The sequence below is a fragment of the Paenibacillus sp. JNUCC 34 genome (assembly GCF_058269055.1).
In genome coordinates, this window is the sequence record NZ_CM177770.1 from 6004919 (window position 1) to 6027500 (window position 22582).

The window sequence follows — 22582 nt, forward strand, 5'->3', positions numbered from 1 at the left end:
ACCCGGTAATCAGCTCTTGATATTGTTACGTAAGAAGTCTAACCGCATAAACTTCTTTGCAAAAGCCCCTCAAACCATTATAAATTCGAGCGACCTTGGACTCTTTAGACACAAGGCCAAACACAGTTGGCCCGCTTCCAGACATGAGCACTCCATCAGCGCCAAGCTTTAACATAGCTTCTTTTAGCTGCTGCACTTCCGGATGCATCTTCAGTGTCACCTCTTCCAGCACGTTACCGAGTGACCGGCACATTTCCTGAAAGTTGCCCGATTCCAGAGCTGACACCATATCCTTAGCGGACGGGTGTTGTTGTATATTGTCACTACGCAGACGACCGTACACTTCCGCTGTAGACACATTAATCGGCGGTTTCGCCACGACAACCCAGCATTGGGGAGGGTTTGGAACAGGGGTCAGAACTTCCCCTCTACCTGTCGCCAGTGCAGATCCGCCCGTAACACAGAAGGGCACGTCAGAGCCCAGCTCTGCTCCCAGAGATAACAGCTCTTCCTGCGGTATGTTCAGATCCCAAAGACGGTTCAGGCCACGTAGCGTGGCCGCAGCATCACTGCTTCCGCCTGCCAGACCGGCAGCAACAGGTATTTTTTTGTCCAGATGAATATGTACGCCTTTACGGACGTCATAACGCTCCTTGATGAGTTTAGCTGCCTGAAAGGCCAAGTTCTTCTCATCAAGCGGTATATAGCCCGCCTGGCTAGTGATGATGATCGTATCTCGAAGCTGCTCAGACATCTCCAGCCGGTCTGCCAGATCGATCATCGTCATGACCATCTCCACTTCGTGGAAACCGTCGGGTCTTTTATGAAGTACGTCCAGCATCAAATTGATCTTAGCAGGCGCTTTTTCGTATATTTTCAAGAACGTTCACCTATCCTTAGCTTTTCCCATAAGCACAACTTAACACATTACAGGAAAAACTTCTAATTGACTTTATATTAACAAACCGATGCGTTGAAGTCATTTTCCATGCGTAAATAAATGCGAATAAATGGACGTAAGATAAAAGGGCCTCCGCATTGGGAAGCCCCCTGTAAACTCTCCAGATTATTAACGGTCAGACTGGCGGGCAGCTCGTTCCGCAAGTTCAATTGCCTTTTTAACCATATTCCCGGCATCACTGGCTTTAATACCGCCCCAGCCTTCTTTTTGCACCGTATCGTAGAATCCCAGCTCTTTAGCAAGCTCGTTCTTCAGTTCTTCCGACATAATACTCCGTCTTCTCCGGCTCATTCGTATTCGACCTCCTTGTGAATGTGGTGATGATGGCTTTGACCCTCCTTATTATGCGCTTTGGAGCAGGCCTCATTCCCATCATTCACATGGCAACAAAAAACAGCCCCCGTTAATACGGAAGCTGTTCTGCATTACATAAAGTTATGACTTGATATAGGTTATACGCAGTTGGCAGTCATCGTCCAAAACCATGATTTCCACCGTTTCGGTTAACACATCCGCATAACTATAAGACACTCGTTTAAAGGTTTGCTGGTCTTGATCCAGCTTTACAATGAAAACAGAAGGGTACGTTTCTTCCAAAACACCAGTACGCTCTACGGTCTTACGGCGACCACCGTTTGCCCGCAACGTAATTTTTTGCCCAAGATGAGCATCCAAACTGCGTTTGATTTCCAACAGCGCATTTTTAGCCATTGTCGACGACCACCTCTTTCCTTGTCCATTATAACTAATTGCCAATCATTTGTCAAACCAAAAACATTAATTATATCAGCATTAAAATTATCTTGTCAACGAATTTTTTTTGGACCTTTATATATCGAGCGTAGAACCGTTATTATGCGTAAAACCGACACGAAATATGCACATTTTATTCATTTGCGTGTTATGTTGCCAGCGTCTTTTTCCGATTCTGTATTGACCTTCACATCATGTTATCCTTTAAGATAAACTTACGGCCGTAATGAAGGAGTTGGTACCAACATGCATATTAGTGAGTTGTCTATGGCAACCGGTGTGAGCCTTCGCTCATTGCGCTACTATGAACAGAAGCATCTGCTGTCACCATCCCGAACAGATAATGGATACCGCAATTATAGTGAAATGGACGTGGAACGGGTTCGCAAAATCCAGCTCTATCTTAAGCTAGGTGTGAGCACGGATGAACTAGCACAACTATTCCAACAATGTGAGGGCTTTCCTGAACACAGTAGTGACAAGCAAGCGGGGTGTGCCATCGCATTTTATGAGCAGCGTCTAGCTGATGTTAGGCAACAACTTGCCCTTTTGAGGGAAGCAGAAGTCGAGCTAGAAAAGATGGTAGAGCACTGGAAGCAGCGGCAACGGAACACATACATCATCCAACCTTAGAAAAGAGGCTGACAAATGATTCATCTTGATCATGTAACAGTTGCTGTACAGAATTTGCATACTACGGTAAACAATATTCAAGAAGCAACGGGAATTGTATTTTCGGATCCCGTCGTCCCTTTCCCTGGAACGATTGGACAGATTGCTTACTTGGGAACTGGATTTATTGAACTCATTTCACTGAAAGATGCCTATGCAGCCCGGACAACTCCTCTGGGCACTGCATTTGCCTCGTATGCGGAACAACGGGAAGGGATTTTCGGAGTAGCTTGGGAAGTAACGGGCGGGTTACAGGCCTTTGTAAACGAAGCAAACAATCAGGGCGTTACCTATTTGGGACCAACGGTACAACAAGCACCACTTGAGGATGGTTCATTTATAAAATTCAAGACAGCTTTTCTAGGATTCCACATGCCTTGGCTGATCGAATACGAGCATTCGCGCACTTGGCCTACCCCATACCATTTGGCTGGAGTAGAGCTCAATACAACGGATATAGAACGAGATATATCAGCCTATAAGGCTGCCTATCAATTGAGTGCTCCAATTGCATCAGAAAGTGGTCACAGCAATCAGAAATTGTTGCTTGATCGCGGATGGTTGTCACTGCAGCATACAGATCGGCCTGAAGATACAGGATTTCACACAATCGTCATTGAAAAGGAAGAAGCAACGTATCGAATTCATTGCTCTGAACATGGAATAGACGTTACATATTTAGGTTAGGACGTATTTGGTATGTAGTGTACAACTACAATAGCCGCAAGAACAGAAGATCTGTTCCTGCGGCTATTTTTAAGGAGAACCTGTTCAATTTACCCGGCAAGGCTACCTTGGAAGGCTCTAGCTGACCGATGGAGTCACTTTAAGCGTAGATAAGTCATTGAGACGAGGAAGTCCAATCCGATAGCTTCCTCGGGTCTCAATGCCCCCTACCCCCTGGCTGCCACTGATGGTGTTGTGAAACACGTCGTTCATGTTCACCGTCTCACGCATGGACGTATATGCCGTTTTAGCAGCCACATAGACCGGATCTAAGGCATGAATAAGTATCCGTCCCGGAGAGCTCGCAAAATTCGCTCCTGCCTGCAAGAGTGCTTCAAAATGCGATTGGCACGCACCGGCCACAACAACAAGGGTGTCCAGATTACGTTCATACTGCCTTGCGATCTGAATCGCCTTCACAAAATTTTGCGAATTTTTATAATTGTCCAAGCTATACAAATCATGAGATCGACGTCTTTTCAGCACACCATCATGCCCGGTAATAACAACAATATCTGGCCGGACACGCGGCAGCATTCGATATAAGGCCTCAGCCATAGATGATTCGTTAACATGATAACCTTCGGCTGGAACACGAAGCTGATTGTACAAGGTTAAGCTCTTTTCTAAATAATGGGGATCTCCATCTAAATGCAGCACCTTGCCGGGCACGTCGAAATATCCCTTTTCACTGGTTCCCCATTCGGTTCGCAGATCGGCCAAATGCCGCTCACTCTGCTCCTGCCGATCCTTTTGCAGGCGGGATAGCGACTCGTTTGCTTTGATCTGCGCCTGCTTCGTCCGTTCGCTTATCGTGGGATGCGGTACACGTATCAGATCCCCAAGGGGCGAGTCCGCCAGCAGCCGAAAGTCCGTTCCCTTAATAATGGCTGTGTTCTGCCGCACACCATCCACCCGGAACGTTACATCGCCGCCGTACGATTTACGAACGACCAAGTCTCCATAATTCATCACAACATCCCCCCTGCCTCTATCCTATGGGCGAATGCGGGGATTGGTTCATGATTGAGAAGGAATTAATAAAGCAGCCTTTTAGGGCTGCTTTTTAGATCTCTGTTTAGGTGATTCTCTTTGAAGCTGCACGATTCCATTGCCTCGTCCGTAGAACGCATTCGTATCTATCGTACTCCAGCCCTCAGAAGCACGCTGCTCAGCCGGGCGTATTCTTCGATGCTAAGGGTCTCACCGCGTCGTGAAGGCTCAATTTCAGCCTCCTGGAGCAGCTGCTCTAGCCGCTCACGTCCCTCTCCCGGGAAAAAGCGACTCTTCAAATTGTTCGCTATCGTCTTACGACGTTGAGCGAATGAAGCATGCACAACCTCGAAGAAGTGTTTCTCGTCATCGACCTCAACGGGAGGCTTGTCCCGCACCTTCAGACGAATGACGGCTGACTCTACATTCGGTTGGGGGATAAAGACGGTATGGGGAACCGTACACACCAGCTTCGGCTCACTATAATATTGGACTGCGATACTCAAGCTGCCGTAATCCTTGCTGCCTGGGGAGGCTGCCATGCGTACCGCAACCTCTTTTTGAATCATGACCACAATGTTCTCGAGCGGCAGCTTCTCTTCCAGCAGCTTCATCAATATCGGTGTCGTTACATAGTAAGGCAGATTGGCTACAACGCTGACCTTGGACACTCCGCTGAAATGATCGCGAAACAGCTCGTGCAAGTCCACCTTAAGCACGTCCCCGTGATGCACTCTTACATTGGGATACGGCTCAAGTACCTCTTGTAATATTGGAATAAGTCGCTGATCGATCTCCACCGCTGTAACTTTGTTTGCGGTCTGTGCCAGCTTCTCTGTTAAAGCTCCGATGCCGGGGCCGATCTCCAGTGCGCCTTTTTCCTTATCCAGGTCGGCTGCCTCTACAATCTTGTACAGTATATTTTGATCGATGAGAAAGTTTTGTCCAAGACTCTTCTTAAACGAGAAGCCATGACGATGTATAATCTCCTTCGTTCTCCTCGGGGTTGAAATATCCTCAATCCGTGTCATAGCTCTGTACCTCCCTCTTCCAGCTGAGCGAGCGCTGCTGCGAATTCTTCATGTGATATTTGAAACATGGCCAGCCGTTTATGAAACTGTTTGCCGTTACAGTATCCAATGCCGAGCAGGTTGCCCATCGTCATCCGTCTCGCTGCAGCCTGCGGGTGCACAATCAGCCCCGCTTCAATCAGATCATCCAGCCCAATGAGGCTTTCCGATCCTTCAAATGACGTATGCAATCGTTCCAGCGCATGGCGAATCGCCTCCGGCGATGCATTCTCCACCCCGATATCTCCTTTTCGCGTTGCATCGGCTTCCGGAATGAAGGCATGCTTACAGCCAGGGACCTTAGCGTCGATAATCTTGCGGATCCGCTCTCCGGCATGGTCCGGATCGGTTAAAATAATGATTCCGCGCCGTTCTTGCGCTAATGCAATTCGTTTCAGTATTCGGCTGTTAATGGCCGATCCTCCGGTTTCAATCGTGTCTGCTTCAACAGCCCGCTTCACTGCTACTGTATCGTCCCGGCCCTCCACGACAATGACTTCTTTGATCATTCCCTGTTTCTTCCTTCCCAAAACAAAAGAAGAGGATAATTATCCTCTTCTTAGCATCACATTAATATTAATTAAATAGTATAGCATTAGCATGGCAATGTAAAACGGAATTCATGCGTTAATTGAGCTCTGGTTTCACAGGGCCAATCACATAAACGGTATGCCCGCTTTTACGCCCAAATTTGTATGCCGATTTTAAAGAATTAAAATAGACATCAATTTTGTTGCCTTTAATGGCACCGCCGGTATCTTCTGCACGGCGGAAGCCCACGCCTTCAATATATACCCACCAACCGATTGGTATCACACTCGGGTCCACCGCAATCGTACGTCCTTCCGTTACGCGTGTACCGGAAGCTGTATTGGTCCCGATGCCTTCCTGTTCGGCGGAATAAGCTGTCATAGAAACATTGTTTAGTACTTTTTTATATTCGAAGTCAACTCCGGCTCTGGAAACCACATTGTTAACTTTAACCTTTTCGGATACCGCCTTAACTGCTGGCTTCTCTGGACTCGATTCCTTGGCTGCTGCCGTTCTCACGGTAGCATTCCCAGTCGTGGTTTTGTCAGCAGATGCAGTTTCAATAACAGGTGCTTCAGGCACTACTACTTTTTTCGTGCCGACTGCAATAATCTTATCCTTCGTCTTACGCTGTACCTCTTTGCCTATTACATTTTTTGAAACAAGCTTACCATCCTCATAGACTTTCTCAACATGATTAACCACAATGCCCGGCTTACCACTTTGAATCACCCGGTTATCGCCCTTCACAAGCGAAGGATCTGCCGTTTTGATGACACGGAAAGAGCGGTTTTCAGTTTGCTTAACCGTTTGTTTCGTGACGCGAACGACGCGAATGTCTGCTTTGTCGGTAATTTCCGTGTCCAGGGAAGGATTTATTATATCTTCGCCCTTGATTGAAATGCCTGTTTCCTTAAGTACATTTCCAACCGTATCTTGGGTAGTAAATATTGTGTTTACTTTGCCGTCTGCAGTCACTTTTACAGGTACTGCGAGTTTAATAAATACTCGATCTCCATCCTGAAGTACACCGTTTAACGGCATGGAAACCTCATCCTGCGGCTTCAGGGAGATGGCATGCTCATCCAGCACTTCATGAAGCATAGCCTCTCGGGTTTCCACTGTGGTGACACGGCCGTCAACCACAAGGTGAATTTCTTTGCTCGCCTGATTGTGAACAATCAGCAGTACGAGCACTGTAATTGCGATGGCGCCAATGGCGGCCAGCATTAGGTGACGCAAATTCTCATGCTTCCATCGTAATGCGTAAGACATGCTGGATGATTGTGATTCATGGGTCTCTTCTGGTTGAATAACGCCCACTATGTCATCCTCCTTCATAGTCCCGCCGTCTAGGTAACGCATGATGCATTTGACGTGACTATAGCAAATTGTCTCACAGGGTGCCCTGCTATCTATCTACACCCTGCGTTAATCCCCGTCTTCCCGTTCATACGATCGTCACCTCCTGTTTACCAAAAGTATGACGATACTGTCTCCAATATTCTAAAATAAAAGAAAGCCAAAGAAAGAGTTATAGAGACTCTTTCGTGGCTTCCTGATGTCTGGAATCTGGAAAATGCATGCACGAGTTTGCCTCTCTTACTTACGCTTACGGAGTTAGCTGTCGGGTTCGGACGTAAGAGAGACGCCCTATCTCAAGTCACCCGCTCATGGCGGATGCCCTCAAATTCACCCCAAAGACCCGAAATAGAAATCAAATACAGTGAAGCTCAGCATGATTGCCAGCTATTCCTGTATCGGTTCCCCCGTTCTCCGAACATCGGAGATTAAGCGAGACGGTTCATAAAATAATCGGCTGTTCGTTTCCGATCAGCTTCTTATCACTGAAAAGATGATATCCTGTTTCCATGCAGGTTGTAAAGCAACAATCAACCACATTTTTTCAGATAAAAGGTTAAAATATTGTAATATCGCCGCCTTTTTTGGTTAAAAAACTTTAATTGGTCGTGAATGCTCTGTTTTTCATTACATTTACTCTCGATTTCATTTAATACCAAATCGTTCCAGTCCATTTTTAGTCGTAATTGAACCTAATTCTTCCAGAGACAAGCCCCTAATCTCAGCTGCTGCCTCGGCCACTAATCTCACATGAGAAGACTCATTACGCTTCCCCCGAAACGGATGAGGCGTTAAGTAAGGGGAGTCGGTTTCGATGAGCAGTCGGTCCATCGGGACCTGTGCTAAAACCTCTTTTGGCTGTCTCGCATTTTTGAATGTTATCGGCCCGCCAAAAGAAATATGGAAGCCCATATGTAGGCACTGCTTGGCTGTTTCCCAGCTACCAGAAAAGGAGTGCATTACTCCACCAACCTCTGACGCCTTCTCTTCTTTCAAAATCTTCACGATATCCTCATGTGCATCCCGGTTATGAATAACAATCGGCATGTTCAATTCCCGTGCTAAACCAATCTGCCTACGCAGCACTTTATGCTGAACTTCCTTGGGAGAGGTGTCCCAATGATAATCCAGGCCGATTTCACCGATAGCCACAACTTTCTTATGGCTGCAAAGTGAAGCGATCCATTCCAAATCTCCATCTTTCATCGTTATTGCATCCACAGGATGCCAACCGACGGCCGCATAAATAAAATGATATGTTTCCGCCAATTTCATGGTGGTAGGAATCGTTTCCTGGTTAAAGCCAATATTGATCATTCGGGTTACACCGGCTTCCAGAGCACGGTTGATAACCTCCTCACGATCTTCGTCGAACTCGGGAGCATCCAGATGTGTATGTGTGTCGAATAACATAAATAAACAATCTCCTTTCTTGTCGCAGACCAGCACAATAATAACCGCCGGTTCTAGCTGTTCAATACTTTGCTAATATCCGTTTATCAACCTTGTCCAAACACGGTTTTGAGATCCTCCGGCAAGGTATTCAAAACGTTCCTCACCTTTTCCTCAGGAAAGTATAAACGGTATCGCCCGCGGTGAATCCCGCTAATAGAGCGCACAATATCAGATACTTCGGATATTTCACGAACATGTTCATGTCTGTCCAGCAACAAAATCTGTTTATCGCTCTCAGGCGAGCCGGAATGAAATTCATCATAAGGAAGATCGGTCGGATAATCAATCTCGAAATCATAATCCGGGTGAAGTCCAGCATCACGAAATGCCTGGCGGATTCCGTCGACGGTCTCTCTATCTATGGTGTCGATTTCTACATATTTATAGAGCCTGCGATGCATAAACCGACCACATAAATCACACAGAAGCTCATCCTTCTCGGCCGTCCACTGCAAAAAAGTCGTCTGAATCAACGCTTCATCCAGACGCAAATACTGACTCACCGTGAGATTTCCCTCAAATAAAGCTGGCAGCGGATCCACCATAAAACTGAATTCATAACCTTCGCGGTATAGTTCCTTCGCTCTCCTGAAGATTTGCCTCAGTATAATCTCCGAACTTCGGGTCACCGGATGAAAATAAACCTGCCAGTACATCTGATACCTGGACATCAAATAATCTTCCACCGCATGCATGCCTGATTCCTTCACCACCACACGGTCCCGATACGGGCGTAGCATCCGCAATATCCGGTCAATATCAATCGTGCCATAATTAACACCTGTGTAGTATGCATCGCGCAACAGGTAATCCATCCGGTCTGCATCCAGCGGACTGGTCACAAGATTGATGACGATCGGCTTTTCATATGTTTTGTTGATGACTGAGGCTACCCGCTGCGGAAAATCTAAATCCACCTCTTGGAGGACGCTATTTACACATGTATCTCCAAGCAGAATTTTACAAGTCCAGTTCTCGTGATTCATTTGAAAAGCCTCTTCTATAGAATGAGAAAATGGCCCGTGTCCGAGATCATGCAGCAGTGCCGCACATAAAGTGAGCAGACGCTCTTCTTTTGGCCAATCGGGATAACCGCTACGTTCGAATTGAGAAATGATTCTTCTCGTAATTTCATATACGCCTAATGAATGTGAGAAACGACTATGCTCGGCTCCATGAAAAGTTAGGAAGGAAGTCCCAAGCTGCCTTACCCTGCGAAGCCGCTGAAATTCCGGTGTATTAATTAACCGCCAGATCATGTCATCCTGTACATGAATATAGTTGTGAACCGGATCTTTAAATACTTTTTCCTCAGTAATCGGTAAATGCATGCTTCTCATCTCCTTATCCTGAACATCGAAATTATTGCTTCCCCACTTTTTTTTGACACCTACTGTCGAACGATGTCGAATAACGTAAAATCCCGCTTTCCAAATCGACATGAACAAAAACAAGCTTATTTACCTAAGACTTTTGACATTTCTCTAGTAGAATAAGGCTTTTGTTCACTATATTTTCGTAAATTAGTTTCTTATTTTCAAATTTATAGGTTGACTGTTTTGGGAATCGTTGGTACTATAAATAACATAAAAAAGAGAACAATGTCGAATTATGACTTTTTTAAATTATTGGCGAGAGGGGCATCAATCAGTTATGATGAAATCAACAGGTATTGTAAGAAAAGTAGATGAACTAGGACGGGTCGTTATTCCAATTGAACTCCGTCGTACATTAGGAATCGGTGAGAAGGATGCACTCGAAATCTACGTGGACGGTGAGCGTATTATGCTCAAGAAATACGAGCCTGCTTGCATCTTCTGTGGTAATGCTGAGAACGTAACTTACTTCAAAGGCAAAATTGTTTGCAATGAATGTATCTCAGAAATTCCAACACCTGTGACAAATTAAGAAACATAGTATATAATAGTTTTAATCGAAATTGTTAATTCTAACCTTTTTCATATCTCCTTGACGCCTTCCTCGGCTATGAACCCAGCCGCAGGGAGGTATTTTTTTGCTTTTTTAACTCCCGCGGCCCTATTTCCTTTAAAGATAACACACCAGTCTGACTGATACTTTCTTACGACAATTTCACCTCATCCTCTAGTTGTCCAGTAGTGAGTTATAAATATCACGTTTAGAGACACCACGGTCGGAGGCGGTTTTTTTCATGGCATCCTTACGGCTCATTCCTTCGCTTTCGTAATGCTCTACATGTGCTTCAAGTGTTAGTTCTTGCCACCAAGCGTCTCTCTCCCGCTGCTCTTCCTCAGCGCTGGCACCTTCTACGACGATACAGTACTCACCAAGCGGTGGATGGTCCTCCAGCCAGCTCAGACATTCCGATATTGGACCGCGTACAAATTCTTCATAACGTTTTGTCAGCTCACGCGCAAGAGCCACATTTCGGTCCCCGAGCGCCTCTAACATAATTTCCAGCGTCTTCTTTACCCGGTGCGGCGATTCGTAGAATAGCAATGTGCCCTGAGATGCCTGAAAGGAGGACAACTGAGCTATTATATCTTTCCGCTCACGAGGTAAAAATCCGATAAATGTAAAACGTTCGGTCGGCAGGCCCGAAGCAATTAAACCGGAAAGTGCGGCATTCGCCCCCGGTACAGGAATGACCGAAATACCTTCGGCAACAGCCAGTCTCACCAGGTCGGATCCGGGGTCGGAAATAGCAGGCAGACCGGCATCACTGACGATCGCCACATTTTTTCCTTCTATTATATAGCGTATAATTTCAGGACCGCTTGCCCCCTTATTATGCTCATGATAGCTAAACAGCTGCTTGGGCTGAATTTCAAAGTGCGTGAGCAATTTACGGGTCTGCCGAGTATCCTCCGCGGCGATAATATCACACTCACGAAGTGTGCGCACAGCACGGTAGGTCATATCCTCGAGATTCCCGATCGGCGTTGCCACCAAATACAATGATCCGGTTCTTCCCTCAACACGTATCTCAAAGCTATTTTGACAGGTCAGGTTCATGATTTCCCCTCACTTGATCCATAATATATTTCCATCATTTCGCGGCAGTACTGTCCTTGATCATCATAGACAATGATTGGTGGCTGCAAACGTACCTCCGGCTTGCCATCCTTAATACATTCAATCAGCACCATATTGGCTTCCATATGCAGACGGGGATGGACAAAACGGATAATTTTCGGCTCCAGGCGATACTTCTGCATCAGACTGATAATCTCCGCCAAACGCTGCGGCTTGTGCACCATACACAACTTACCTCCGGGACGTACCAACCGGGCTCCCGACTGAATAACCTCCTCCAGCGTACAGTGAATCTCATGTCTTGCAATCGCCTGATGACGATTCAGCTTAATATCACTGCCATTCATCGGCATATAAGGCGGGTTCACGGTAATGGCATCATATACCCCATGCCCTGTGTCCAAATACAGCTCTCTCAAATCACCTTCCCGGATCTTCACCCGTTCCTGCAGATGATTCAGCGCCACACTTCGTCTCGCCATATCGGCCAGTCTAGGCTGTATTTCGATCCCTTCAATGACGGCATCACTTCGCGTAGTGAGCAGCAATGGGATCACACCATTTCCGGTACACATATCCAAAATTCGGCCCCGACGCGGAATATTCGCAAACCTTGCAAGCAGTACTGCGTCCATGGAAAAGCTGAATACCTCATCACTCTGAATGATACCAAGCTCATGTGTCAGCAGATCATCGATCCGCTCCGAGCTGTGCAGAACTATATCTTGATTCATAATCCCAATCCTTTATCGGTTTAATATATAAACTACAGAAACGGCTGCGTCCTGTTCATCACGACTACAACCGCTCCTGGATTATTTGATTCATATAATCATGTAACAGTTTCTGTTGCGAGATAAGGAGGTTGGTACTTCGATGTCTGTTCATTCTTATCTCTTCAGAAAAAAACCGTAGGCGGTTTTCTCCTACGGTTTCTTATTTGTTCAAAAAAGACAGGCAGAAGAGGCAATCCCCTTCGGTTCGCAAATGCCCGTAATAGACATTACAAATATGGAAGCCTTCGTGATACAGTCGGGCCAGGTTATCATATCCTTCCCCGACGACATCTTCTCCACTTTCCTCATTCTTGACAAGTTGAGGCTGCTTGCGTGGTGATGCCGTTTCCGATTCTGCCGACTGGACTTCTCTCTTAAAAACTTTCCGGAGCTGTTCATTTTCAAGGCTGAGACGATGGTTGTCCTCCAGCAATTCCTTGATGACCAGCTTTAGTTCACCCAGTTCACTGTGCATTTGTCCCATCTGTGATTCCATCTCTTGAATGCGCACAAAAATGTTTTTCTTTTCCAAGACTACACCCCGAAAGTAACCGTGATATTGGTCTACTTAATGACAACGTCATCTAAAGGAAGTTCTTTGACTTTACCGATTTCAAACAGCTGTACATGTACAGTCCGTTTGTCCGCATTCAGGCCAACCACTTTACCGTCTCCGAGCGAAGTGACGACCAATTTTCCGACGGACGGCAGCTCTTCCTTAACGCTTTCATAATTGTCATGCTCAAATTTCAAACAGCACATTAGTCTTCCGCAAAGACCGGATATTTTGGTAGGATTCAACGATAAGCTCTGATCCTTTGCCATTTTGATCGATACCGGTTCAAAATCACCAAGCCATGAAGAGCAGCACAGTACGCGTCCACAAGGTCCTAAGCCGCCAAGCATCTTGGCTTCATCACGTACGCCAATCTGGCGCAATTCGATTCTTGTCCGGAATATTCCGGCAAGATCCTTAACCAGTTCTCGGAAATCTACCCGGCCTTCCGCTGTGAAGTAAAAAATGATTTTGTTGCGGTCAAAAGTAAATTCAACATCAACCAGCTTCATTTTTAATTCATGATCCCGGATTTTATTTAAACAGGTTGTAAATGCATCCTTTGCCGCCAGCTTGTTCTCCTCGACCACAAGGGCGTCAGAGTCGCCGGCAATGCGGATCACTTTCTTCAGCGGAAGAACCACATCCGATTCCTGTACTTCTTTCTTGCCAATAACAACTTGGCCATATTCGATACCGCGAGCCGTTTCCACGATAACGGATTGCTCCTTCTCCACAGGAAGATCCAGCGGATCGAAGTAATATATTTTGCCCGCTTTTTTAAAGCGGACCCCCACTACACTGTACAAAAATTAACCCCCTTGTTAGCCTGTACATATTGGCCATGCTCGGATATTGGGGGTTGTCTCACGCCTGAGTTCCGCCCAAACCCATTAATAACTGCTCGAGACAGAGCTGTCCGTTGACATTATAACGTAACTTCTTCTGACACTCTGCGGCCAAATCCATGCAGGAGACCCACTGTGCCGTGCTGCGGGCTGACGCGTGACCGGAGATAAACTCCGCCTGATCTATGAAAACGAGACGATCTTGCCTTCCGTATTGGACATGTATCATATCCTTGAACCATAAGTGGAACAAACTGAACAGTGTGTCCAGATGTTCGGAGAGTCCGGATTTGAACACTTTCTGACTAGCGGTAATCATTGCTGTGCCAGTACGGTTCATAGACTCCTTCCCTAATTGTAACATTACGTTTCTAATTTCTGCAAACCAATTCTCATTCAAAATTTTCCTGCAACCGTCAAGTCCTGAGGCCAATTGAACCGCACAACGCACAAGGGCTGACGGATAACCTTCATTAACGAGCGCCTGTTCCATCATTTCCGGATTCAATGCCCGAAAAGGCACAGTCTGTGACCGAGACTGGATCGTTGGAAGTAATGCTTGTCCATTCTCCGCAATCAAAATAGCTACAGCCGGAACTTGCGGCTCCTCCAGAAACTTCAGCAGACTGTTCGCAGCCTGAACCGTCATCTTGTCGGCATGATCTATAATATAGACCTTAGGGTTATTCTTTTCGGACCGATATGAAAAAATCCGCTGCAATTCACGGATCTGATCGATTTTAATACTGGCGCCATCAGGAGAAATCATGGTCAAGTCCGGATGGTTGCCATGTTCAACCTTTCGGCATTCCAGACATTGACCACATGCGTCATCCCGACTTTCTGTACAGAACAGTGCCTTGGCAAAAGTCATGGCCGTCTCCAGCTGTCCGGCACCAGCAGGCCCGCTGAACAGGTAAGCATGACTGACCGCTTCTCGACGCATGGCATTTTGAAGCAGCTGTTTGGCAGCCTCCTGGCCTAATATATTGTTAAAAGACATAAGTCCTCTCTCTTTCTGTATCAAGTAGAAACGGCTTTTCGCTTATAAGGGCGGTCTTAATTTGCCTATTTAGGCGAAGGAGTTGTCTCTTAAGAAGTATCCCGTTTCTGCGAGAAATATAAGGTAGTATGCTAAATAAACACATACATACTTATATTTATTAAAAAACAAGATTAATCAGCATTCCGCGAATCTCACCAATTTTACCAAGCAGTTCGATTTTTCCTTGCTCACTTTCCAGCAATTCGTCGGCCATGGACAGAAGCATAGAATCAATCTCATCTATGACATTGTACCGCTTGCCGCGTCCTCTACGGTCCCATCCTCGTGTTTCTTTCATCGATACGCCGCGACGCACCGTCTCTTCAAGGAACCTCTTGACCAGTAAACGATACGCCTTCAGCTCCCTGATCGTCATCGCCCGTGCCAGCCGATCACCCTGCAGTGCGATTTCACGCATTTGTCGGTTTAGTTCGTCCTTGGAAGCCTTCTCTCCCTGCAGGAACATCGCATCGGAGAACGTTTTTTGCTGAATCGGTTTAGCACTGCTATCCGGGACCGACAATTCACTTTTCATGGGCCTGAAGCCCGGATTAATCTTCACCGAAATCTACCGCCTTTGTATAAATCTAAATAAAAACGTCCATCGACGTACTTCAAAGAAGCAGACCGCACTTAGCGGTAGTTCTTCTTGCGAGATAAAGATGCTCTTTACTCCGATGTTTATACTTTCTTATCTCTAAATAAAATATCGGGGACAGCCTGCTCCGCATAGGACACGGGTTTATCGCATCCTGTCTCCCGATAGAAAGCCTATCTATGACACGGGTTGCCTATGATACCCGAAATATGATGAGAAACGACTTCTACTGTTAGCTAGAGGATAGGATAAGCAAGCTGTTTATGCTTACCCTTGTATATTTGGTAGATGTCTTTATTATGATATCAGAACCTGAACTTCTTTTGGTAACAAGCTTCAATACCGCAAGAAAAACATCCGCATTCTTAGCATATCTATAGCTTACTCTACTCAGACAGCCAATTGCTTGTTCTTTCTATGTTAAAAATGTTCAAACCGTTCAACTGGAAGAACAAATACAGTCGCTCCACCCACCTGTACTTCTACCGGAAGCGGCAAATAGGAGTCGGTTGTACCACTCATCGGCGTAACCGGAGTAACGAGTTGTTCGCGTACTTTACAACTTGTGCGGATAACATTCATGACGCTTTCTACCTGACTATCGTCTACCCCGATCATAAACGTGGTGTTTCCGGCCTTCAAAAACCCTCCGGTACTTGCCAGTTTGGTTGCCCGGAAATTTGCCTTAACGAGACCGGCCGAAAGACGGTTGCTGTCCTTATCCTGTACAATCGCAACGATTAATTTCATGTGCAATCCCTCCGTTTTCATAGTTTGGCTTTTAAATGCCCTGTCTTTATTATTTGACAAACATCCTCAAAAATCCTTTAAAACTGCGCCCTCCAGCACCCGGATCATCTCACGCTCCACCTGTGATGGTGATTTGGAAGCATCAATAACTTTGATTCGCTCTGGGTATCGATCTGCTAGGAGTTGGTATCCGTCTCTCACGACTTGATGAAACGCCAGATTTTCCATGTCCAACCGGTTATATTCCCGATCCTCGTTCGCCATAATACGGGAAAGACCTACTTCGGGATCAATATCGAACAGCAAAGTAAGATCAGGCATACGGGACTCAATAGCAAACTGATTAATCGCCCACACTTCTTCAACCCCGATCCCCCGTGCCATCCCTTGGTATACGAGACTGCTATCGACAAATCGATCACATATGACGGTCAATCCTTTAGCTAATGCCGGTTCCACCTTTTCCGCCAGATGCTGTCTGCGGGCAGCCGCATATAACAGGGCTTCCGTTCTTGCATCCATGCTCGTGTGTTTCGGATCCAGAATAACAGAGCGAATCTTCTCCGCAATCTCGATACCGCCAGGTTCACGGGTGATGAGGTAAGGGATGGAACGGTTCTGCATATAAGATGACAATCTGCCGATCATCGTTGTTTTGCCAGAACCATCTCCTCCCTCGATCGTAATGAATAATGGTTTGCGGTTCATATCGTCCCCTGCTTTCTAGAGTTCTTGTGTACGAGAATGGTCTTGAGTGATTGATCTCCCGCACCTTGGCATTTTGCTCCAGCGTTTCTTAAAGCAACAAGTCGTTCAGCCGTATTCTTCGTGATAAGCTCACCTGGATACAAAATAGGAATACCCGGTGGATAAGGAATGATCATCTCAGCTGATATTCTTTCCGCACTATACTCAACGGGTACTGACTCCATTTGCCCTGGGTCTTCAGGCGTCAAGCTGAACGTAATTGGCTCGGAAAATAACAGAGCGGTTTCGGAAATGTTCCACGTGGAAACATTGGACTGCTCGGCAGGCAGTTGATTGAGGACCTCGATTGGCTCGAAAGCCTTCTCTTCCTCTACAATATGCTGGAGTGCCCATAAGAGGTGATTAACGTCCTCCAGAGTAGACCCGAGCGTCAAGAGCAAGACGACGTACCGTTCGTCGCTCATCTCCGGGACACAACCGCGCGCTTCAAGCGCGTGCTGAAGTCCATAGCCGCTCAGGGACCCGGTGCGGTCATATATGACCGCTTTGAACGGGTCCTGGCGCGTGTATGCCGCCGCCTGCGTCTGCAGCGGCAGGGCTTGTCCGCCAGCCACGCTGCTGGCGGCAGGGTTTGCGGGCTGCGGCGGCTGCAGCAGCCCGAAGCGCGGCAGCTCCGCGAGGCCGCGCCTTAGCGCGCCCACGGCGGCGAGCCCCGCCGTGAAGGCGCTAGGGCCCTGCGCGTGCAGCATGCGCCGGGCAAGATCGAGCGAGGCCATCACAGGGTATGATGGGCTCGAGCTCTGGACCATGGCGAGCCGCTGACGAAGCAGGCTTCGGTCCAAGAGACTCCCCTGTACGTGAAGCATGGAACCCATCGTCATGGCTGCCAGCATTTTGTGTGTCGATTGCACCACACCATCAGCCCCATAAAACAGCGCACTTTCCGGCAGATCCGGATGCATACCGTAATGCGCGCCATGCGCCTCATCTACAAGAAGAGGTACCTCGTGTGCGTGACATAAATCAGCCAACTCCCTCAGGTTACTTCCCATCCCGTAGTAATTGGGTGAGGTCACAAAGACGCCCTTAGCTTCCGGATTAGCAGCTAACGCAGATTTCAAAGTCTCTGATGATGGAATAACTGCAAGACCGCTGTATTCGTCCATTTGCGGTTCCAAAAACACTGCTCTTGCACCAGCAAGCATCAGGCCGTTCAAAACCGATTTATGGACATTACGCTGAAGCAGGAGCAGATCACCAGGCTGTATACATACGGTTAGAATCATCGCTAAATTGCCCGCGGTACTTCCTCCAACCAGGAAAAAACTTTCCTCCGCCCCGAAACAATCAGCTGCCAGTTCCTGCGCCTCACGGATCACACCTTCCGGATGGTGAAGGTCATCTGTTCCACTAATCTCCGTCACATCTATTTTCATTACCTCACTGAGCTGCTCAGCTCCACTTATTCCATCATACGCCTTCCCGTTTTTGTGGCCTGGCACATGAAACGATTTCGCAGTATTATTTTTATATGCTAGCAGTGCTTCTACCAGCGGCGTTCTCTCTCTGTCCATATACATTTACTAATTTCCTTCCGGTAAGATCCTCTACCCTATTTTATCGTAAAATAAAACTTACGCCTATGCCCTCTCCCCTTTTGTCCAACCTGCAACAAAAAAAGGCCTCACTAATATCAGGCCTCGAACATTATGTCCTACTAAACTTTATTGGGTACCACGATTTGTTTCAATTGATGAATAAAAAAATGATATTTAGCGTCTTCCGCATTCGTATGCACAATCTCAGACTCACAGTCCTCGCAGACAAATTGTGATACAATGGTGATTCCTTCTTTTTTATTCTGGCTGCATATAATACAGACGTGTTCATTCATCTCTTCCATGAGCCATCCCACCTTGTTTCTTTTACTATTAGTATGACACAGTTTCTATTATTTTAAACCTTTTCATAGTGTCTCCTTCTGCTATATATGTATATGTCTTTATTTCTCCATGGTGTCTGTACTTTAAGCGCTTCACAAAAATAAGATTCAGACCGATAAAAACATAAAAGACTTTTATTTTATCTCAATGTCCATTAAAGGAGGCCAGCAAGCTCGATGTCAGAACAACCTCATGGCCAAGCTACCTTTTATCAATACCGGCTGCTCAAAAAAATACCACTTTCCAAACATCTTTTGGGCCTATACCTTATCCTTCCGTGTGCTGCAGTCGCTGCAGAAATGTTGATACTGTCCTGGGATAGCTTTCTTTATTTCTTATTAGCATTTGCGCTTGTTTTATGGATCCATTTTGTTATCGGCCGTTCTGTATTGTTTCTCTTTGGCTCTACCTATCAAAAAAAATGGCGATTCTCCCTTAAAACGCCGTGGCTCGGTTATATGCCCGACCAGCATATAAGTTCCCGAGTTTTTAACAAAGTACAGACCCATACCGCTTGGATCAGCTTCTGTTTGTTCGGTGTCATGGCTTTCTGGTCACCGTTGTCGTTCATGATATCGCTTCTGTTTTGGCATATTTGGCTGCTGATCCCACGTTACTATGCTCTGCTTCGATTCTCGGACCAGCGCAAGGATGGTATGCTCAAATTTAGCGACCTGGATGTGTCATACTACATACAATAATCATACATGCACAAAAATAAAAGACCTCTTCCGTCTTTGGAATGAGGTCTTCTATTTCTTACTTTCTAATCCTTGAATCGCCTCTTTCTTAAGAGGTGCAGGTACCGTTATGATTAAAAAGTCATCATGCACCGTCAGATGAACGATACTTTTCCCCTTCTCAAACACTAAAGATGAGCCCTTCTGTTCTTCCTTCTTTTCTTTCCAGCCCCATGACTCGATTACCTCCATATAAGGTTCTGGAAGGCTATCGGATTCCTTCAACCCCGGCAGCGAATAGCGAACATAATCCAGATCACGGTTCCCCTTCGTTTGCTCGGTTTTATTCGCTTCCTTCGGTATCGGAAAGGTTTTCACATTAGCCGCCCCGTCAAAAGATTCCCAAGATGGCTGGGATGGTGCCCCGCATGCTGATCCCATAATCAATATAGTGCATGCACATATGATTCCGACAATCCGCAGTCGACTATTATGCAACATGTAATTGACCTCCTTCCCCCACATTAACCAAGCATCAGAAACTGCTTCACTGACTGGTTCAAGGAGAAACTTCCATTCAGGCCTAAATTCCTAATAGCCTGCACAAACCGGAAATATATAGGTAATAGTTCCTTGGTTCATGACTACTTCTATTATACTGATTTTTCTCCTTGTATCGGTAACAAAATCTTCATCAGTTAGCGTCACTTTTTCCACTATTCATAGATAATAATCATGTAAATAAATAAAAACCACCATTAAATAAATAAAAACCACCATCGATTACATCGACAGTGGTTTTTCGCTTGGCGACGTCCTACTCTCCCGGGACCCTTCGGTCCAAGTACCATCGGCGCTGGAAGGCTTAACGGTCGTGTTCGGGATGGGTACGCGTGGAACCCTTCCGCTATCGCCACCAAACATGATTTTTGCGCTGTTTTGCCTCAGTAATTACTCACCAGCAAAATATCAAACCTTTTTCAAGGCTTATAGCTTAAAAATCGTTTCAAGGTTGAACCTTGAAAACTAGATACGAAACGTTTGCGAATTTAAATTTAGGATAAGCCCTCGACCGATTAGTATTGGTCAGCTCCATGCATTGCTGCACTTCCACCTCCAACCTATCTACCTCGTCGTCTTCAAGGGGTCTTACTAATTGGGAAATCTCATCTTGAGGGGGGCTTCACGCTTAGATGCTTTCAGCGCTTATCCCTTCCGTACGTAGCTACCCAGCCATGCTCCTGGCGGAACAACTGGTGCACCAGCGGTACGTCCATCCCGGTCCTCTCGTACTAAGGACAGCTCCTCTCAAATTTCCTACGCCCACGACAGATAGGGACCGAACTGTCTCACGACGTTCTGAACCCAGCTCGCGTACCGCTTTAATGGGCGAACAGCCCAACCCTTGGGACCTACTTCAGCCCCAGGATGCGATGAGCCGACATCGAGGTGCCAAACCTCCCCGTCGATGTGGACTCTTGGGGGAGATAAGCCTGTTATCCCCAGGGTAGCTTTTATCCGTTGAGCGATGGCCCTTCCATGCGGTACCACCGGATCACTAAGCCCGACTTTCGTCCCTGCTCGACTTGTAGGTCTCGCAGTCAAGCTCCCTTATGCCTTTGCACTCTTCGAATGATTTCCAACCATTCTGAGGGAACCTTGGGGCGCCTCCGTTACTCTTTAGGAGGCGACCGCCCCAGTCAAACTGCCCACCAGACACTGTCCCCGCACCGGTTTACGGTACTAGGTTAGAACCTAGATACGATCAGGGTGGTATCCCAACGGCGCCTCCACAGAAGCTTGCGCTCCTGTTTCTTAGGCTCCCACCTATCCTGTACAGATCGTACCCAAATCCAATATCAAGCTGCAGTAAAGCTCCATGGGGTCTTTCCGTCTTGTCGCGGGTAACCTGCATCTTCACAGGTATTAAAATTTCACCGGATCTCTCGTTGAGACAGCGCCCAAATCGTTACGCCATTCGTGCGGGTCAGAATTTACCTGACAAGGAATTTCGCTACCTTAGGACCGTTATAGTTACGGCCGCCGTTTACTGGGGCTTCGGTTCATAGCTTCGGATTGCTCCTAACCACTCCCCTTAACCTTCCAGCACCGGGCAGGCGTCAGCCCGTATACTTCGCCTTACGGCTTCGCACAGACCTGTGTTTTTGTTAAACAGTCGCTTGGGCCTTTTCACTGCGGCCCCCTCGTGCTATTCACACTACCGGGGCACCCCTTCTCCCGAAGTTACGGGGTCATTTTGCCGAGTTCCTTAACGAGAGTTCTTCCGCGCGCCTTAGAATTCTCTTCTCGCCTACCTGTGTCGGTTTGCGGTACGGGCACCTTCACCTGACTAGAGGCTTTTCTTGGCAGTGTGAGATCATGACCTTCGCTACTATAATTTTCGCTCCCCATCACAGCCCAGCCTTAATGATGTGCGGATTTGCCTACACATCAGCCTCACTGCTTGGACGGACATCCATCAGTCCGCGTCACTACCCTCCTGCGTCACCCCATCGTTCATAACGGTTTACGGTGGTACAGGAATTTCAACCTGTTGTCCTTCGATTACGCCTTTCGGCCTCACCTTAGGTCCCGACTTACCCTGAGCGGACGAACCTTCCTCAGGAAACCTTGGGCTTTCGGCGGATCAGATTCTCACTGATCTTTTCGTTACTCATACCGGCATTCTCACTTGTATGCTGTCCAGCGCTCCTTACGGTACACCTTCAACCTACATACAACGCTCCCCTACCCCTGAATCGACTTCACTCCGCCTTCGAAGTGTGTCTATCCCCTGAGTGCATTTGGTCATCCTTGATTTCATTTCAAGTCTGACAAAAATGTTTACTCAGGTATCACTACCTCAAAGAAGCAGTGAAGTCGATTCAAGCCATAGCTTCGGTGGTGTGTTTAGCCCCGTTACATTTTCGGCGCAGAGTCACTCGACCAGTGAGCTATTACGCACTCTTTAAATGGTGGCTGCTTCTAAGCCAACATCCTGGTTGTCTGTGCAACTCCACATCCTTTCCCACTTAACACACACTTGGGGACCTTAGCTGATGGTCTGGGCTGTTTCCCTCTTGACAATGGATCTTAGCACTCACTGTCTGACTCCCGGATATAAGTCTATGGCATTCGGA

General features: G+C 46.8%; 24 protein-coding genes, 2 rRNA genes and 1 riboswitch (1 of these 27 only partly in view). Of the genes, 4 read left to right on the plus strand and 22 right to left on the minus strand.

What is annotated here, in order from left to right; all coding sequences use genetic code 11:
* Positions 1-25 precede the first annotated feature (25 nt).
* The 3 genes from ispE to veg form a co-directional block, all read right to left on the minus strand.
* The gene (ispE, locus tag AC2TF5_RS27715) at positions 26-880 is read right to left on the minus strand and encodes a 4-(cytidine 5'-diphospho)-2-C-methyl-D-erythritol kinase (RefSeq protein WP_491300247.1); all 855 of its coding nucleotides are present in this window, start codon (positions 878-880) and stop codon (positions 26-28) included.
* Between the two features lie 189 nt (positions 881-1069).
* A complete protein-coding gene (locus tag AC2TF5_RS27720) occupies positions 1070-1252 on the minus strand; it encodes a small, acid-soluble spore protein, alpha/beta type (protein WP_208916759.1) in 183 nt (60 codons plus the stop codon).
* Positions 1253-1396: 144 nt separating this feature from the next.
* Entirely contained in the window at positions 1397-1672 is a 276-nt protein-coding gene (gene veg, locus AC2TF5_RS27725) for a biofilm formation stimulator Veg (protein WP_208916761.1), read from the minus strand.
* Between the two features lie 288 nt (positions 1673-1960).
* On the opposite strand from veg, the gene AC2TF5_RS27730 reads away from it, so the two are divergent.
* Positions 1961-2347 (plus strand): MerR family transcriptional regulator, encoded by a 387-nt coding sequence (locus AC2TF5_RS27730; RefSeq protein ID WP_491300248.1) that lies wholly within the window; start codon positions 1961-1963, stop codon positions 2345-2347.
* 15 nt (positions 2348-2362) lie between these two features.
* Positions 2363-3073, plus strand: a complete 711-nt coding sequence (locus AC2TF5_RS27735; protein WP_491300249.1) for a VOC family protein — start codon at positions 2363-2365, stop codon at positions 3071-3073.
* Positions 3074-3190: 117 nt separating this feature from the next.
* Here AC2TF5_RS27735 and yabG read toward each other — a convergent pair whose 3' ends face one another.
* The 6 genes from yabG to AC2TF5_RS27765 form a co-directional block, all read right to left on the minus strand.
* Positions 3191-4084 carry a sporulation peptidase YabG gene (yabG, locus tag AC2TF5_RS27740; protein ID WP_491303031.1) on the minus strand — a complete coding sequence of 298 codons (894 nt, stop codon included), beginning with the start codon at positions 4082-4084 and terminating at the stop codon, positions 3191-3193.
* Between the two features lie 167 nt (positions 4085-4251).
* Positions 4252-5136 (minus strand): 16S rRNA (adenine(1518)-N(6)/adenine(1519)-N(6))-dimethyltransferase RsmA, encoded by an 885-nt coding sequence (gene rsmA / locus AC2TF5_RS27745; RefSeq protein WP_491300250.1) that lies wholly within the window; start codon positions 5134-5136, stop codon positions 4252-4254.
* Positions 5133-5684: a ribonuclease M5 gene (gene rnmV / locus AC2TF5_RS27750; protein WP_491300251.1), complete on the minus strand. Its 552-nt coding sequence runs from the start codon at positions 5682-5684 to the stop codon at positions 5133-5135. The genes rsmA and rnmV overlap by 4 nt, the downstream gene beginning before the upstream one ends.
* 118 nt (positions 5685-5802) lie before the next feature.
* Positions 5803-7029, minus strand: a complete 1227-nt coding sequence (locus AC2TF5_RS27755) for a resuscitation-promoting factor (protein WP_491300252.1) — start codon at positions 7027-7029, stop codon at positions 5803-5805.
* A gap of 271 nt (positions 7030-7300) precedes the next feature.
* Positions 7301-7513, minus strand: a riboswitch (cyclic di-AMP (ydaO/yuaA leader).
* A gap of 200 nt (positions 7514-7713) precedes the next feature.
* Complete coding sequence (locus AC2TF5_RS27760) at positions 7714-8481, minus strand: TatD family hydrolase (protein WP_491300253.1); 768 nt, start codon at positions 8479-8481, stop codon at positions 7714-7716.
* Positions 8482-8567: 86 nt separating this feature from the next.
* Positions 8568-9854, minus strand: a complete 1287-nt coding sequence (locus tag AC2TF5_RS27765; protein ID WP_491300254.1) for an HD domain-containing protein — start codon at positions 9852-9854, stop codon at positions 8568-8570.
* A 322-nt stretch (positions 9855-10176) separates the two neighbouring features.
* Here AC2TF5_RS27765 and AC2TF5_RS27770 point away from each other — a divergent pair, with 322 nt between their 5' ends.
* Positions 10177-10431, plus strand: coding sequence for an AbrB/MazE/SpoVT family DNA-binding domain-containing protein (locus AC2TF5_RS27770; protein ID WP_208916775.1), 255 nt, complete (start codon positions 10177-10179; stop codon positions 10429-10431).
* Between the two features lie 195 nt (positions 10432-10626).
* Here the strand turns inward: AC2TF5_RS27770 and rsmI are convergent, their stop codons facing one another.
* From rsmI to AC2TF5_RS27820, 10 genes are all read right to left on the minus strand, one after another.
* Entirely contained in the window at positions 10627-11517 is an 891-nt protein-coding gene (gene rsmI / locus AC2TF5_RS27775; protein WP_491300255.1) for a 16S rRNA (cytidine(1402)-2'-O)-methyltransferase, read from the minus strand.
* Complete coding sequence (locus AC2TF5_RS27780; protein WP_491300256.1) at positions 11514-12272, minus strand: tRNA1(Val) (adenine(37)-N6)-methyltransferase; 759 nt, start codon at positions 12270-12272, stop codon at positions 11514-11516. Before AC2TF5_RS27780 ends, rsmI begins: the two co-directional genes overlap by 4 nt.
* Before the next feature lie 202 nt (positions 12273-12474).
* Positions 12475-12846: a DNA replication initiation control protein YabA gene (yabA, locus tag AC2TF5_RS27785; RefSeq protein WP_208916781.1), complete on the minus strand. Its 372-nt coding sequence runs from the start codon at positions 12844-12846 to the stop codon at positions 12475-12477.
* Positions 12847-12878: 32 nt separating this feature from the next.
* On the minus strand, positions 12879-13679 hold the full coding sequence (locus AC2TF5_RS27790; protein WP_491300257.1) for a PSP1 domain-containing protein: 801 nt from the start codon (positions 13677-13679) through the stop codon (positions 12879-12881).
* Positions 13680-13737: 58 nt separating this feature from the next.
* A complete protein-coding gene (gene holB, locus AC2TF5_RS27795; RefSeq protein ID WP_491300258.1) occupies positions 13738-14721 on the minus strand; it encodes a DNA polymerase III subunit delta' in 984 nt (327 codons plus the stop codon).
* Between the two features lie 160 nt (positions 14722-14881).
* Positions 14882-15325, minus strand: coding sequence for a YaaR family protein (locus AC2TF5_RS27800; protein ID WP_491300259.1), 444 nt, complete (start codon positions 15323-15325; stop codon positions 14882-14884).
* A 456-nt stretch (positions 15326-15781) separates the two neighbouring features.
* Entirely contained in the window at positions 15782-16111 is a 330-nt protein-coding gene (darA, locus tag AC2TF5_RS27805; protein WP_208916789.1) for a cyclic di-AMP receptor DarA, read from the minus strand.
* Between the two features lie 66 nt (positions 16112-16177).
* Positions 16178-16819, minus strand: a complete 642-nt coding sequence (tmk, locus tag AC2TF5_RS27810) for a dTMP kinase (protein ID WP_491300260.1) — start codon at positions 16817-16819, stop codon at positions 16178-16180.
* Positions 16816-18399, minus strand: a complete 1584-nt coding sequence (locus AC2TF5_RS27815) for an aminotransferase class I/II-fold pyridoxal phosphate-dependent enzyme (RefSeq protein WP_491300261.1) — start codon at positions 18397-18399, stop codon at positions 16816-16818. The genes tmk and AC2TF5_RS27815 overlap by 4 nt, the downstream gene beginning before the upstream one ends.
* Positions 18400-18536: 137 nt before the next feature.
* On the minus strand, positions 18537-18722 hold the full coding sequence (locus AC2TF5_RS27820; RefSeq protein WP_208916795.1) for a sigma factor G inhibitor Gin: 186 nt from the start codon (positions 18720-18722) through the stop codon (positions 18537-18539).
* A 216-nt stretch (positions 18723-18938) separates the two neighbouring features.
* On the opposite strand from AC2TF5_RS27820, the gene AC2TF5_RS27825 reads away from it, so the two are divergent.
* Positions 18939-19463, plus strand: coding sequence for a hypothetical protein (locus AC2TF5_RS27825; RefSeq protein ID WP_491300262.1), 525 nt, complete (start codon positions 18939-18941; stop codon positions 19461-19463).
* A gap of 51 nt (positions 19464-19514) precedes the next feature.
* On the opposite strand, the gene AC2TF5_RS27830 is transcribed toward AC2TF5_RS27825, so the two are convergent.
* From AC2TF5_RS27830 to AC2TF5_RS27840, 3 genes are all read right to left on the minus strand, one after another.
* Complete coding sequence (locus tag AC2TF5_RS27830) at positions 19515-19943, minus strand: hypothetical protein (RefSeq protein ID WP_491300263.1); 429 nt, start codon at positions 19941-19943, stop codon at positions 19515-19517.
* Positions 19944-20246: 303 nt separating this feature from the next.
* Positions 20247-20363: ribosomal RNA gene (gene rrf / locus AC2TF5_RS27835) — 5S ribosomal RNA — on the minus strand.
* Between the two features lie 135 nt (positions 20364-20498).
* Positions 20499-22582: ribosomal RNA gene (locus AC2TF5_RS27840) — 23S ribosomal RNA — on the minus strand (it continues 960 nt past the right edge of the window).

Bases quoted from the DNA above. Each gene is read 5' to 3' on its own strand.
- yabG (WP_491303031.1), bottom strand. From the start codon at position 4,084: ATGAATTATGGAGACTTGGTCGTTCGTAAATCGTACGGCGGCGATGTA.
- AC2TF5_RS27820 (WP_208916795.1), bottom strand. From the start codon at position 18,722: ATGGAAGAGATGAATGAACACGTCTGTATTATATGCAGCCAGAATAAA.
- AC2TF5_RS27765 (WP_491300254.1), bottom strand. From the start codon at position 9,854: ATGCATTTACCGATTACTGAGGAAAAAGTATTTAAAGATCCGGTTCAC.
- AC2TF5_RS27735 (WP_491300249.1), top strand. From the start codon at position 2,363: ATGATTCATCTTGATCATGTAACAGTTGCTGTACAGAATTTGCATACT.
- rsmA (WP_491300250.1), bottom strand. From the start codon at position 5,136: ATGACACGGATTGAGGATATTTCAACCCCGAGGAGAACGAAGGAGATT.
- AC2TF5_RS27830 (WP_491300263.1), bottom strand. From the start codon at position 19,943: ATGTTGCATAATAGTCGACTGCGGATTGTCGGAATCATATGTGCATGC.
- AC2TF5_RS27760 (WP_491300253.1), bottom strand. From the start codon at position 8,481: ATGTTATTCGACACACATACACATCTGGATGCTCCCGAGTTCGACGAA.
- AC2TF5_RS27780 (WP_491300256.1), bottom strand. From the start codon at position 12,272: ATGAATCAAGATATAGTTCTGCACAGCTCGGAGCGGATCGATGATCTG.
- darA (WP_208916789.1), bottom strand. From the start codon at position 16,111: ATGAAATTAATCGTTGCGATTGTACAGGATAAGGACAGCAACCGTCTT.
- AC2TF5_RS27825 (WP_491300262.1), top strand. From the start codon at position 18,939: ATGTCAGAACAACCTCATGGCCAAGCTACCTTTTATCAATACCGGCTG.
- tmk (WP_491300260.1), bottom strand. From the start codon at position 16,819: ATGAACCGCAAACCATTATTCATTACGATCGAGGGAGGAGATGGTTCT.
- AC2TF5_RS27815 (WP_491300261.1), bottom strand. From the start codon at position 18,399: ATGTATATGGACAGAGAGAGAACGCCGCTGGTAGAAGCACTGCTAGCA.
- AC2TF5_RS27720 (WP_208916759.1), bottom strand. From the start codon at position 1,252: ATGAGCCGGAGAAGACGGAGTATTATGTCGGAAGAACTGAAGAACGAG.
- rnmV (WP_491300251.1), bottom strand. From the start codon at position 5,684: ATGATCAAAGAAGTCATTGTCGTGGAGGGCCGGGACGATACAGTAGCA.
- AC2TF5_RS27770 (WP_208916775.1), top strand. From the start codon at position 10,177: ATGATGAAATCAACAGGTATTGTAAGAAAAGTAGATGAACTAGGACGG.
- holB (WP_491300258.1), bottom strand. From the start codon at position 14,721: ATGTCTTTTAACAATATATTAGGCCAGGAGGCTGCCAAACAGCTGCTT.
- AC2TF5_RS27730 (WP_491300248.1), top strand. From the start codon at position 1,961: ATGCATATTAGTGAGTTGTCTATGGCAACCGGTGTGAGCCTTCGCTCA.
- rsmI (WP_491300255.1), bottom strand. From the start codon at position 11,517: ATGAACCTGACCTGTCAAAATAGCTTTGAGATACGTGTTGAGGGAAGA.
- veg (WP_208916761.1), bottom strand. From the start codon at position 1,672: ATGGCTAAAAATGCGCTGTTGGAAATCAAACGCAGTTTGGATGCTCAT.